The sequence below is a fragment of the Litoreibacter halocynthiae genome, from assembly GCF_004365635.1.
Classification (GTDB): Bacteria; Pseudomonadota; Alphaproteobacteria; order Rhodobacterales; family Rhodobacteraceae; genus Litoreibacter; species Litoreibacter halocynthiae.
Map to the genome: position 1 here is coordinate 34962 of NZ_SOBH01000005.1, position 12148 is coordinate 47109.

11 protein-coding genes are annotated in these 12148 nt (G+C 53.9%); 8 read left to right on the forward strand and 3 right to left on the reverse strand.

The window, feature by feature from the left end; all coding sequences use genetic code 11:
- The 5 genes from BDE40_RS17455 to BDE40_RS17475 are packed head-to-tail and all read left to right on the forward strand — an operon-like array spanning position 1 to position 4067.
- Positions 1–570: a c-type cytochrome gene (locus BDE40_RS17455; protein WP_134016803.1), complete on the forward strand. Its 570-nt coding sequence runs from the start codon at positions 1–3 to the stop codon at positions 568–570.
- 4 nt (positions 571–574) lie between these two features.
- Complete coding sequence (locus tag BDE40_RS17460) at positions 575–1465, forward strand: c-type cytochrome (protein ID WP_134016805.1); 891 nt, start codon at positions 575–577, stop codon at positions 1463–1465.
- 13 nt (positions 1466–1478) lie between these two features.
- Positions 1479–2867: a multicopper oxidase family protein gene (locus BDE40_RS17465; RefSeq protein ID WP_134016807.1), complete on the forward strand. Its 1389-nt coding sequence runs from the start codon at positions 1479–1481 to the stop codon at positions 2865–2867.
- Entirely contained in the window at positions 2864–3337 is a 474-nt protein-coding gene (locus tag BDE40_RS17470) for a c-type cytochrome (protein ID WP_134016809.1), read from the forward strand. Before BDE40_RS17465 ends, BDE40_RS17470 begins: the two co-directional genes overlap by 4 nt.
- A gap of 10 nt (positions 3338–3347) precedes the next feature.
- Positions 3348–4067, forward strand: coding sequence for a DsbA family protein (locus tag BDE40_RS17475; RefSeq protein WP_134016811.1), 720 nt, complete (start codon positions 3348–3350; stop codon positions 4065–4067).
- 25 nt (positions 4068–4092) lie between these two features.
- Here the strand turns inward: BDE40_RS17475 and BDE40_RS17480 are convergent, their stop codons facing one another.
- Positions 4093–4287, reverse strand: coding sequence for a heavy-metal-associated domain-containing protein (locus tag BDE40_RS17480; RefSeq protein ID WP_134016813.1), 195 nt, complete (start codon positions 4285–4287; stop codon positions 4093–4095).
- 152 nt (positions 4288–4439) lie between these two features.
- On the opposite strand from BDE40_RS17480, the gene BDE40_RS17485 reads away from it, so the two are divergent.
- Positions 4440–6950, forward strand: coding sequence for a heavy metal translocating P-type ATPase (locus BDE40_RS17485; RefSeq protein ID WP_134016815.1), 2511 nt, complete (start codon positions 4440–4442; stop codon positions 6948–6950).
- 9 nt (positions 6951–6959) lie between these two features.
- The gene (cueR, locus tag BDE40_RS17490) at positions 6960–7355 is read left to right on the forward strand and encodes a Cu(I)-responsive transcriptional regulator (protein WP_134016817.1); all 396 of its coding nucleotides are present in this window, start codon (positions 6960–6962) and stop codon (positions 7353–7355) included.
- Between the two features lie 321 nt (positions 7356–7676).
- Here the strand turns inward: cueR and BDE40_RS17495 are convergent, their stop codons facing one another.
- Positions 7677–9734 (reverse strand): protein-disulfide reductase DsbD family protein, encoded by a 2058-nt coding sequence (locus tag BDE40_RS17495; RefSeq protein WP_134016819.1) that lies wholly within the window; start codon positions 9732–9734, stop codon positions 7677–7679.
- Between the two features lie 185 nt (positions 9735–9919).
- On the opposite strand from BDE40_RS17495, the gene BDE40_RS17500 reads away from it, so the two are divergent.
- Positions 9920–11206 carry a multicopper oxidase family protein gene (locus BDE40_RS17500; protein ID WP_246030507.1) on the forward strand — a complete coding sequence of 429 codons (1287 nt, stop codon included), beginning with the start codon at positions 9920–9922 and terminating at the stop codon, positions 11204–11206.
- A 7-nt stretch (positions 11207–11213) separates the two neighbouring features.
- On the opposite strand, the gene BDE40_RS17505 is transcribed toward BDE40_RS17500, so the two are convergent.
- Positions 11214–11999 carry a DsbA family protein gene (locus BDE40_RS17505; RefSeq protein ID WP_134016821.1) on the reverse strand — a complete coding sequence of 262 codons (786 nt, stop codon included), beginning with the start codon at positions 11997–11999 and terminating at the stop codon, positions 11214–11216.
- Positions 12000–12148 lie beyond the last annotated feature (149 nt).

A 12148-nucleotide genomic window follows, 5' to 3' on the forward strand; every position in this document is an offset into this window, starting at 1 on the left:
ATGAGAGCAAGAGTTTGGATAATTTCCACAGTTATTGCGTCGATAGGCGTTGCAGCCTTTGCGCATAATGGGGCAACCGGTATCGTCAAAGAACGCATGGATGGTATGTCCGCAATGGGCAAAGCCGTTAAGGTGCTGACACCGATGATGCGCGGGAAAACATCCTACGACGCGGACCAAGTGCGCGCTTCGGCAGATGTGATGATTATGCATTCAGGTGAACAGATGACGCGTCTGTTCCCTGAGGGCACCGGGGCTAAGCCATCGTCAGCCTTGCCAACTGTTTGGGAAGACTGGGATGGTTTTGCTGAATTGGCGGAAAATTTGAAAAGCTATGCCGAGGGTATGAAACTGGGCGCCGATATTGGTCTAGCGAACGCTGCGGGGCAGCAAAGCTCTTCAATGATGGGGGGGGCGGCGAGCGGTTCCATGGGCGGCGGCATGATGGGCGGCGCTGAACAAGCAATGACACCTGAAATGTTTGCCGCGATGCCATCGGACAGAGCCTTTGCGGCTGTGGCGCAGACGTGTTCCGCATGTCATCAGAAATTCCGCGCGGAGGAAAACTGATCCAATGCGAGTTTGGATGTGGTTGCTTTTAGCTGGAGCATGCACTGGCCTTGGAGTTATCGCCGCGACTGCCGTATGGCCAATTGGCATCGGAGTAGCAGGGATCACGCAATTAGGAGACGTCGAACGCGGTGCTTATTTGGCGCGCGCAAGCGGATGTATAGCTTGCCACACAAACGCAGAAGTGGGTGGTGCGCCATTGGCAGGGGGTGCGCCTTTGAAAACAGACTTCGGTAGGTTTTATCCACCAAACCTGACAACAGATGTCGAGTTTGGGATAGGGGGCTGGACAGTCGATGAGTTTGCGAAAGCAGTTCGGCAGGGAATTTCGCCAGACGGAGAGCCCTACTATCCAACCTTCACGTACCCGTTCTACGCCAACTTTACGGATCAGGACGTCGCAGATCTTTGGGCGGCATTTCAGACGGTTCCAGCTGTCAATGAGGCGGCACTGCCACACGATACTTCATTTCCGTTCGATCAGCGTTGGGGGCTAAAACTCTGGCGTGCGGCCTTCCTTGCCCCAACAAATGTAGAGCCCGTTCAGGGCAAGAGTGATGCCTGGAATAGAGGGAAACTCCTTGTCAGGGGGGCTGCACATTGCGCAGCATGCCACACGCCGCGCAACCTTGCCGGTGCAAGGATTGCATCCAAACGTTTCACGGGCAATGCGCTGCTTCCGGTTGGAGGCAAAGCGCCCTCCATCTTGCCTGAGGATCTTTTGGCCGAAGGGTGGTCTGTGGATGATTTGGCCTATGCGCTTCGGTCTGGAATTACTCCATCTGGCGATGTTTTCGGAGGCTCTATGGCCGAAGTTGTCAAATTTGGAACCGGTTTCCTAAGTGATGATGACCTAGAGGCCATGGCGACCTATGTCATGGATAGTGATATCTAAAAGGGGGCAATCTATGCTCAGACTTAACCGACGCCAGTTTTTAGCATCCGCTGCTTCGTTTGCAACTTTACCCGTTGGCGCATCTTTAGCGTCCTCTGATCCAATTGACCTTAATGCGCAGGTTGCTGACCTTCAGTTGTTGCCGAACGGATATGGGAAGACGTCAATTTGGGGCTTTGAAGGGATGACACCCGGGCCAGAAATCCGGCTCGGACAAGGGCAGCGCGTGCAACGTCGGTTGGTGAACGCCCTACCAGACCCTACCTCTGTTCATTGGCACGGTATCCGAATTGATAATGCAATGGACGGTGTCTCTGGCTTGACGCAAGCAGCGGTGCCGCGCGGTGAAACGTTCGATTATGATTTCATAGCGCCTGACGCAGGAACCTATTGGTATCACGCCCATAACCGATCATTTGAACAAGTCGCCCGCGGGCTGGCCGGGGCATTGATTGTTGAAGAAGCTGATACAATTGACGTGGACCGAGAAGAGGTTCTGATCCTCGATGATTGGTTACTTGACCCCGATACGGCCCAAATCGTGAGTGATTTCGCGGCACCCCACGCAAGGAGCCATGGGGGCAGAATTGGAAATTTCGTTACAACCAATGGCATCTATAATTTGGCATTGAATGCGCGGCAAAACGAACGGATGAGGCTGCGCATAATCAATGCGTCTAACGCCCGGGTTTTTCCCTTACGACTAGATGGCTTGGAAGGGTGGACTGTTGCCTTGGATGGAATGCCGCTTTTGAAGCCGGAACCTGTTACGGAAACGATCATTCTGGGGCCTGCTCAACGCATTGACCTGATTGTTGATGTCGTGGCCAGCGAAGGAGAGGCCGCACATGTCGTCCATCTGGGCCAATCCGACGCCGCCAGTCAGGTTGCTTTTGAAGTTAGTTCTGGCGGTGCTGCCACGCGCCGTGGTGCGCCAGCGCCCCTGCCACCGAATGCACATCAGATGGTTGATCTTAGCAAAGCCAAAGCGATGCCCTTGAAGATGGAAGGCGGCGCGATGGGAGGGCTTCGATCCGCGACCTTGGATGGCGAGACTAAGTCTATGGCCGAGATCGTCGAGGCAGGTCGGTATTGGGCCTTTAACGGAGCAGCTGATGGGCGAGACGGTCCAGCCTTTACAAAGCTTTCGCAAGGCGAGCATGTCCACCTTACCATTGCCAACGACACGGCATTTCCGCACGCAATGCATCTGCATGGCATGCATTTTCACGAAGTCAATGCGGATGGAAGCCTCGGGCCGTTGCGGGATACAACTCTGATCGAGAGAGGAAATAGTCGCGATATTGCGTTTGTCGCTGACAATCCTGGAAAGTGGTTGTTGCATTGCCACATGCTGTCCCACGCGGCGTCTGGCATGAGCACATGGATTGATGTGGCATGAGGCACCGACTTGCATATGGCGGGCTGGCCGCATTGGTTCTTGCGGCCGGATCTGCGATTGTTTGGGCAAATTCGCATGCTGATCTGCCGATTGCAGCAGACTTCCCTATCGATATTGCTAAAGGTGAGTCCCTGTATTTAGAGAGCTGCGCATCATGCCATGGCGCCAATCTGGAGGGCCAGGAAGATTGGCAAAGCCCTGGGGACGATGGTAAGTTAAAGGCCCCACCGCATGATGAGACGGGCCACACCTGGCACCATCCTGACAGCCTGCTTTTCACTTACACCAAACTTGGTGGAAAAGAGACTTTGGCGGCACAAGGCATGGAATTTAATAGCGGCATGCCGGGATTTGGGAATCAGCTCAGCAACCCGGAAATCTGGAGCATTATCGCTTACATCAAGTCAACATGGCCCGAACGGGCCCGTATGGTTCAGGCAGAACGGACAGCCGCAGACGATGGTTCATAAGGGAAATGATATGAGAATACTTTTCGCAAGCATTGCATTGCTGCTCTTGCCGTTTTCAGCATTTGCTGACGGGTTGGACGAGGGACGGATCAAGGAACTGGTTCTTGAAGCTATTCGGGAAAACCCTGAGATCGTTCTGGAGGCTGTGGGGATCATTGAAGCACGCGAAAGCGCCGCGCAAGCGGCTGCGTCGATGCAGGTTCTGTCCTCTCAAAGAGCGGCTCTCGAGCAAGATACCAATGCGCCTGTGCTGGGAAATCCCGAAGGCGATGTCACGGTTGTGGAGTTCTTCGACTATAATTGCCCATACTGTCGCCAAGTGAAACCGCATATGGAGGCGCTTCTGGCTGCGGATGAAAATGTGCGCGTCGTGTACCGCGAATGGCCGATTCTTGGGGAGGGATCAGTTTTTGCGGCCAAAGCTGCGTTGGCATCACGCGAACAGGGCAAATATGATGAATTTCATTGGGCTATGATGGGTCTCAGCGGTCGGGCCGAGGAGGAGACTGTGATCCGTGCCGCTGAACAGATTGGCCTCGACATCGGCAAATTGCGCCGGGACATGAATGCGCCTGAGGTGGTCGAACATATTGAGACATCGATGGATCTTGCCCGCACGCTTGGCTTTAACGGAACACCCTCTTTTGTCATTGGGGAGGCACTGGCCCCAGGTCTGATCGACGCGGATCAGATGATTGAGCTCGTTAATCAGGCACGCGTTGCGAACTAGTTTTGTAGGGTTTGTAAGTACCGGCTTAGGCGGCGGCTGCCTCATAGCCTGCATCCAGAATGGCTTCTTGCACATCGGACTGCCCAAGGTTGCTTGAGACTGAAACGTGACGCGTTTCAGTCTCAATCTCTATGCCCGCTGTGGGGTCTTTGGCCAGTATTGCTTTTTTGATTGCCGCCGTGCAGTGGCCGCAGCTCATATCAGGGACGTGAAATTTCATGTGGTGCTCCATCAAAAGAATAAGCTCTAGATGGGGCTTCCAGTTGGCCGAAGGTCAAGCTTTATCGTGAATTTTTTGAAGAGAATCTTTTCTCTTGAGCTTCCAGTAGCTGGAATCCATATCGGTTGAGGTGGAAACCAAAGGAATTACCAATGCCCGATTCGAATATCATCAATCTGTCTGTCGAAGGCATGAGCTGTGCGTCCTGCGTTGGCCGTGTAGATCGGGTTTTGGCGACAGTGCCGGGTGTGCAGGGCGTATCCGTGAATTTGGCCGCCGAAACGGCATCGTTTGAAGCGAAAGGAGCCGAGCCACTCAAGGCGGCCGCGGCGGCCCTGACGGATCTAGGATATCCGGCGCGAACGTCTCGGGTCACGCTGAACGTGGCTTCGATGACCTGCGCATCGTGCGTGGGCCGGGTTGAAAAGGCGCTTGCAGCGGTTTCGGGCGTGGTCGATGTATCCGTCAACTTGGCCTCTGAGACTGCCACAGTGGAATATCTAGACGGGGTCACGACGCCGGCGGCATTGAGCGCAGCCAGCAAAACGGCTGGATATCCCGCCGAGATTGCCCAAGCTGATGCGCAAATCACTCGTGTAGAGCGCAAGGCCGATGAAGCGCACACACTACGGCGGCGTATGATTTTCGCGGCAATTCTAACAGCACCTGTCTTTGTCATGGAGATGGGCGCGCATGCAATTCCCGCCTTTCACATGCTCTTAGAGCGCACGATTGGAACGCAGACCTCGTGGTTGATCCAATTCGTGCTGACCACCATTGTGTTGTTTGGCCCCGGACGTCAATTCTTTTCCAAGGGCTTGCCTGCCTTGGTCAAAGGCGCTCCGGATATGAACAGCCTTGTTGCACTTGGGACGGGGGCGGCTTGGACATACTCGGTTGTTGCCACCTTCCTACCTGCGCTTTTGCCGGATGGTGTCCGTGCAGTTTACTTCGAGGCTGCCGCCGTCATTGTCGTTTTGATTTTGTTGGGCCGCTTTCTAGAGGCCCGCGCGAAGGGCCGCACTGGTGCCGCGATTCAATCGCTTTTAGGATTGCGGTCCAAGACCGCACGCGTGATCCGGAATGGTGCGCCGCTAGAGATGCAGATTGATGACCTGCGCTTTGGGGATGTGATCCTTGTTCGTCCTGGCGAACGGATACCGGTTGATGGCGACGTGATCGAAGGCACCAGCAATGTAGATGAAAGCATGATTACGGGTGAGCCATTGGCCGTGTCCAAGGTGGCGGGTGATGTTGTCACAGGAGGCACTGTGAACGGCACCGGCAGCCTGACCTTCGGCGCGACCCGCGTTGGCGCCGATACAACATTGGCTCAGATCATTCGCATGGTTGAGGAGGCACAGGGAGCCAAACTACCCATTCAGGGGCTCGTCGATCGCGTCACTATGTGGTTCGTGCCAGCGGTGCTGGGCCTTGCCGCACTGACGGTGGCAGTCTGGCTTGCAGTTGGCCCTGACCCCGCGCTGACCTTTGCGCTGGTTGCTGGCGTTTCCGTGCTTATCATCGCGTGCCCCTGTGCCATGGGGCTGGCTACGCCGACCTCGATTATGGTTGGGACGGGCAGGGCGGCAGAAATGGGAGTGCTGTTTCGCAAAGGTGACGCGCTTCAAGGCCTAAGCGATGTGGACGTAATCGCGCTCGACAAAACCGGGACCGTGACGCAGGGAAGGCCGACACTGACCGATTTTGTCTTGGTGGAGGGCTTTGATCGGGTGGAGGCCTTGCGCCTTATTGCATCTGTCGAAGCGCAATCAGAGCATCCAATTGCCGAGGCCATCGCGCACAGCGCGCGGGGCGAGGGGATTGAGTTGGCCAAGCCAAGTGCGTTCACCTCCATTACGGGATACGGGGTCGAAGCTACAGTTGAAGGCCGAAGGGTACTGGTTGGCGCGGACCGCCTGATGACCCGTGAAGGGATCGACCTTGGCCCACTCGTAAGGGAAGAAAGCCGATTGGCTGAACGCGGCAGGACAGCGCTTTACGCCGCCATCGACGGACAGCTAGCAGCGGTAATCGCTGTGGCCGACCCCGTCAAAATATCCAGTGCAGCGGCTATATCAGCATTGCGTGCGCGAGGCATAAAGGTCGTGATGATTACCGGAGACAAGGAGGAAACAGCGCAAGCAATCGCCCGCGAGACCGGGATCGATCATGTTGTGGCGGGCGTTTTGCCGGACGGCAAGGTCGCTGCTTTGGATAGCATGCGCGCGGTTGGGACGCGCATCGCCTTCGTGGGCGACGGTATCAACGACGCCCCCGCACTTGCCCACGCGGATGTGGGCATTGCAATCGGCACCGGCACCGATGTGGCAATCGAAAGCGCTGATGTGGTCTTGATGTCCGGCGATTTGCGCGGTGTGGTCAATGCCATCGAGGTTTCCCAAGCGACGATGCGCAACATACGCCAAAACCTAATCTGGGCGTTCAGCTATAACGCGGCCCTTATTCCGGTTGCTGCGGGTGTCCTGTATCCGGCCTTTGGCTTGCTTTTGTCGCCTGTCTTTGCAGCCGGTGCGATGGCGCTATCTTCGGTCTCTGTCCTCACCAACGCGCTGCGCTTGCGCCGTGTGAAGCCGTTGATGTCGGAGGGCGACTCGCCAGATTCCCACCACGCGAACTTGACCTCCCAGCCCGCAGAATAGGAGCTTAGAATGAACATTGGAGAAGTCGCCGAACGCGCAGGCGTGCCGCCCAAAACCATCCGCTATTATGAAGACATAGGCCTGATCTGCCCCTTGCGGAGCGACAATGGCTACCGCGCGTTTCAGCCAAAGGATCTACACAAGCTCGCGTTTCTGGGTCGGGCTCGCGCGCTTGGGTTCTCCATCGAAGACTGTCGCACACTGTTGGCTCTTTACGATGACAGTACCCGCGAAAGTGCGCAGGTTAAGCAGATCGCGGAAGAACACCTGCATCAAATCGACGAGAAAATAGCGCAATTGCAGTCTATGCGAAATACGCTAGCTCATCTTGTAGAGGCATGTCAGGGCGATCACAGACCTGATTGTCCTATTCTCGAAGATTTGTCGAACACCCTCGTAGATTGAGGGCAAAAATCTTGCGGAAGGGCGTCTCAATGAATTGAAAGATACATATCATTCTGGCGCGGCATTAACTAGCAGCCTCATGGTTCAGGAGTTTGGCATCTTTTGTGTTTGTAATTGGCACGATCGGTGCCGTTTCCGGATTTAGAGCCGTTTATCTTAAAGAGCGTTAACTGAAACGTGCATGCGCCGGAGAGGACTCAATTATTGAATTGGGAATCGGACGTTGACCGAAAACCCGATGGTAGTTCTTATCAAACCTTGGATGCCTTCTCGAGCCATGGGGTGGTTCTACAATAAGAGCGCTGCACCAGTCAGCAAAGTTCAAAAACCGTTCGTCGATTTTTCCGATTGGGCTTCTTCCAACGCACGGATTACAGCGTCAGACGACAGGATTTCTGATAGCAGAACGCCACTTGGTGCGTTGGGTCCGTAAACTATGTTGAAGGGGATCCCGAACCGGTTATGTGTCTCGAGGTAACGCGATATCTCGGGGTCTGGCCGCGTCCAGTCTGCCTGCATAGGGACGATGTTTTCTGCCTGCAATAGGCCTGCAACTGGCTCTCTATCCAAGACTAGTGCTTTGTTCGCTTTACATGTCAGGCACCAATCTGCGGTCACATCAACGAAAACAGTCTTTCCTTGCGAAACCAGTCGCGGAATTTCGCTCCGGTCGAATTCTGCCCAATCCTGCGAAGATGTTCTTGGGGTCGGCGCAGTTGTAAAATTGGAAGCAACCAAAAAGGCTAGAGCGGAAATGCTGACGAGCGAAGCGATGCGAACATTTTCACCAAGCCGTGGCAACGCAGCCAAAAACACAAACCCGACGGACAAGCCGAATACTGTACTTACGACCCACGCTCCTGCCACGCCGTTCAAAACCCAAAGAAGCCAAATGGCCGTAAGAGTCAGTAAAAGACCCATCACCCACTTGATTACAATCATCCAGCGCCCGGGTTTTGGCAGAAGTTTCACCCACTGCGGTCGCACAGCAAACAGTAGATAGGGCAGAGCCAGCCCGAGCCCGAGTGAGGTAAACACCAGAACAGTGTCAATCGCTCGACCGGTCAGAGCGAATGCAATAGCTGTGCCAAGAAACGGTGCAGAACAAGGTGTGGCAAGAACCGCAGCGAAAGCGCCAGTCGCGAAGTCGCCTAGATATCCCTCTCGTGCCCCAGCACTTGCCAGCCGTCGTTGCAAAGCAGAAGGAAGCGATATCTCAAAAACTCCGAAGAGGTTTGCCGCGAACACAACTAGTATCATAAACATTATCGTTAGAAAGGCGGAGTTCTGGAATTGCAGCCCCCAGCCGATGCTCATCCCTGCGGCTTGAAGCGCCAAAACGCCGGTAGCCAGCACCCACATGAACGCAAGAACACCTAATGCAGACATCAAAAACCCGCCGCGCACCGTGTGGGCGGACCGATCAGCATGGGCCATGACCGACGCCAACTTGATTGATAAAACTGGCAGGACACAAGGCATAAAGTTCAGGATCAACCCACCCAGAAATGCAAAAACAGCGATCGAAATTAGCTGCATGACATCAGGTTGGGCCACTGTAATTTTGTAAGGTGGCTCCGCAGGAAAGTCGGACCAATCGGGCTGTGCAGTCACCGCACGCGCACCGTCCGTCACAGTTAAGCGCAAAGGCCCAGTAGCGTCATCGCGCGACAGGAGCGGTAATTGCGCCCAAAGGGAGGTTCCAGATGCGCTGGTCCGGATATCTGGTTGTCCAAACGTAAAGAACGAGCCCATCTCCGGGAATACATCTGGTGATTGGAAGGCCTCCGAACTTGTTGCGGTTATGACAAGCGCGTCATTTGTTAAGGCCGCAGATGTGATCACTATATTGCTGGCAGATGGCTCGGCCGGAATTCTCTGTGCAAACTTCGTTACTAGCGCTGCCGTCTGTGTGTCGACGCCATTGCCTGCCGGAATTGCCAAGGTCAAATTGAAATCATGCGGCACGCAGATGTCTGAGCAAGTGAGTAACGTAACACGAGCAGCGAGTTCTACCGGAGCGCCTGGCTCCTCTAGAACAACCAAAATCGGGAGCACGACGCGGTCGTGATATCCAAAATTTTCTATTCCGAAGGCCGTGAAGCGTTGAGGCGCGGGCCAAAGAAGCTCTGATGTTTCAAGGTTCCGTGAGCCTTGCCAATCAATTTCCGGCGGCAGGCCGACTTCGCCTGGCGACCGCCAGTAAGCTTTCCAACCTTCCGCCAGTTCAAGATCTAAGCCGAGAGACAACGTTTTTACGTTTGGGGCTACTCCGTTTTCAACCGATATCAGGCGTGCCGAGAGTGCGAAATTTGAAAAGCTCTCGGAGCTTGCGGCATGCAACAACGGCGCCCAAAGGACGCTGATCAGAAAAATCATTACGCGCCAAAAGGTAAGCGTCATTCGGATCGGCTCAATCAATGAAAACAGTAAAGTGATGCATACACCAAAGCGGCATACTTGAAGAGGACAGAAATGTATCAAAATGTCAGTCCAAGCGTCCCTTACTTCTGGCGGCTTTATATGGTTCAATCCAGCGAATTCTTTCCGAAGGCTCGCTCCGCATGGCCATGAACAGACGAAGCTTTTTACTTACTTCGGTGGCCTCAATGTTGCCTTTGCCGCTGCACGCTGGGGGGACACGGATAACCCTGCGCCCGGGCCAAGTTTCAGCCCATATCAATCAGCAATCAATCGATATGCTCGGCTTTAATGGATCGTGGCCCGGACCAGAAATCCGTCTGAGACAGAACGATCGACTACGCGTCCGTGTTGTAAACGAACTTGAGAATGGAACAATTCTGCATTGGCATGGCATCCGGCTGCCCAATGCAATGGACGGTGTCAACGTGCTGACGCAGGACGCGATACCACCGGGGCGGTCGTTCGACTATGATTTCAAAGTGCCTGACGCAGGCACTTTTTGGTACCACTCTCATTACATGTCAGTTGAACAAGTTAGTCGCGGGATGTTTGGCCCTCTGATCGTTGAGGAGATTGACCCTCCTGATGTGGATCAAGACATAACGGTCATGCTTTTTGATGTCCTGCTGGATGCCGATGGCCAGTTCGAGACCGAATTTGAGCCAGAGCAGTTTGCAACGGCTGGACGGATTGGGAATATCATGACGCCATTTGTGTCGACAGGAAAAGTAAGACTTGGAGAACGCTTGCGGTTGAGGGTGATTAATCCGGCTCCAGACCGCATTTTCAACATTCGCCTAGATGGGGTGAACGGCAAAATTGTGGCACTTGATGGCATGCCCCTGACCCAGTTGCAGCCTATGGAGAATTTGACATTGGCACCGGGGCAACGTGTCGACATTATTGGGGACGTACTCGGCAACGTTTCTATCATTGAGTCTACTGATACTGATGAAACTGAATTGGTGCGCATCCCGATCGATGGGGAGCGGAAACCTCGTGAGGGTGAAGTCCTGCCTTTGCCGAAAAGTTCCTTGCCGCGCCCAGGGCTTGTAACCTACGAGGCCGATCTAGAAATGCAAGGCGGAGCAGGAGGGATGGCGCATGGTGGCTTTGGCACTTGGGCCTTCAACGATACAAGCGGTCTTCCGGATAAACCACTCGTCTCTGTGCCTCGTGGAGACACTGTGCGGTTGCGATTGATTAACAATACGGCCTTCCCTCACGGCATCCATTTGCATGGGCACCACTTTTGGGAAACGACTACTGACGGTAAGCCAACTTATTTGCGCGATACAACTCTTTTGGCCGCAGGCGAGACACGCGAAATTCTTTGCGTTCTAGATAATCCCGGATCTTGGCTGCTTCATTGCCACATGCTCAGTCATCAGGTAGACGGCATGGCAACTTGGCTATACGTGAGTTGAGAACAGATTATGCATAGCCGCATTGCTCGGCCCAGCCTTCCTCACGTTCCAACTCGACTATTCTTTCAATTACCCTGTCGCTGATTTGTCCTTGAATTACCGTGCGTCCAATCACCAAGGCCGGTGTGCCGACAAAGGCAAAGGCTCGTGACAAGGCGGCACTGTTTTCTAGCTCTATTCTAACTTCATCGCTGGCCATATCTGCCAGAAATTGGGACTCGTTTATGTTCAGATCTTTGACCAGCTGGGACAAGTATTCCGGGCTTACAGAAAAAGCTGATTTCATAAGTCTTCTGTGAAACGCTGCATAGGTGCCTTGCCGTTTCGCAGCCAAGGCGGCTTTTGCAGCTAGGTCTGAGTTCTCACCCAGCAAGGGCAATTCGTGCCATGCAACCGCAATCTCATCGCCTTTTGTCTCAACAAGTTTAGCCAAGCGTTTAGTTTGCACTCGGCAATAGGGACAGTAATAGTCGGAAAATGACGCCATAGGCACCTGGCCTGATTTAAGGTCGAGTCCTTCATACAATGCGCCACAAATATTTTTGAGCACACGTGTGTCTGCTTTAAGCTTCGCATCTTTTTGCAGCCGGTCTTCTTCCGCGTCTAGTCCAACAAAAAAGTCGAAACTGCCAGCTGAGCTTTTTCCTGCATTAAGTTTCCTGAAGCCTTGGAGGTCGCTCATCGCCTCCATCTCTAATTTTTGGGGAATCAACGTCGGCACAAAACGAACAGCAACAAATCCCATTCCAACCGCGCCGATGGCCATGAGGGTATTACGTCTCTGCTTGTTCACGATGTCACCTTAATTGAAAAGACGTGAAATTAGTCTTTTCGATAAGGCCATTTCAGTGGCAAGGTCAACTTTACATACAGATACAATGTTTATCAGGCTCATATCATTCTTTCACTAACCTCAATCTGCGCTACTATCAGGCAAGTGAC

Excerpts from the sequence above, each read along its gene's own strand:
- BDE40_RS17455 (WP_134016803.1), top strand. The coding sequence starts at position 1 with ATGAGAGCAAGAGTTTGGATAATTTCCACAGTTATTGCGTCGATAGGC.
- BDE40_RS17460 (WP_134016805.1), top strand. The coding sequence starts at position 575 with ATGCGAGTTTGGATGTGGTTGCTTTTAGCTGGAGCATGCACTGGCCTT.
- BDE40_RS17465 (WP_134016807.1), top strand. The coding sequence starts at position 1,479 with ATGCTCAGACTTAACCGACGCCAGTTTTTAGCATCCGCTGCTTCGTTT.
- BDE40_RS17470 (WP_134016809.1), top strand. The coding sequence starts at position 2,864 with ATGAGGCACCGACTTGCATATGGCGGGCTGGCCGCATTGGTTCTTGCG.
- BDE40_RS17475 (WP_134016811.1), top strand. The coding sequence starts at position 3,348 with ATGAGAATACTTTTCGCAAGCATTGCATTGCTGCTCTTGCCGTTTTCA.
- BDE40_RS17480 (WP_134016813.1), bottom strand. The coding sequence starts at position 4,287 with ATGAAATTTCACGTCCCTGATATGAGCTGCGGCCACTGCACGGCGGCA.
- BDE40_RS17485 (WP_134016815.1), top strand. The coding sequence starts at position 4,440 with ATGCCCGATTCGAATATCATCAATCTGTCTGTCGAAGGCATGAGCTGT.
- cueR (WP_134016817.1), top strand. The coding sequence starts at position 6,960 with ATGAACATTGGAGAAGTCGCCGAACGCGCAGGCGTGCCGCCCAAAACC.
- BDE40_RS17495 (WP_134016819.1), bottom strand. The coding sequence starts at position 9,734 with ATGATTTTTCTGATCAGCGTCCTTTGGGCGCCGTTGTTGCATGCCGCA.
- BDE40_RS17500 (WP_246030507.1), top strand. The coding sequence starts at position 9,920 with ATGGCCATGAACAGACGAAGCTTTTTACTTACTTCGGTGGCCTCAATG.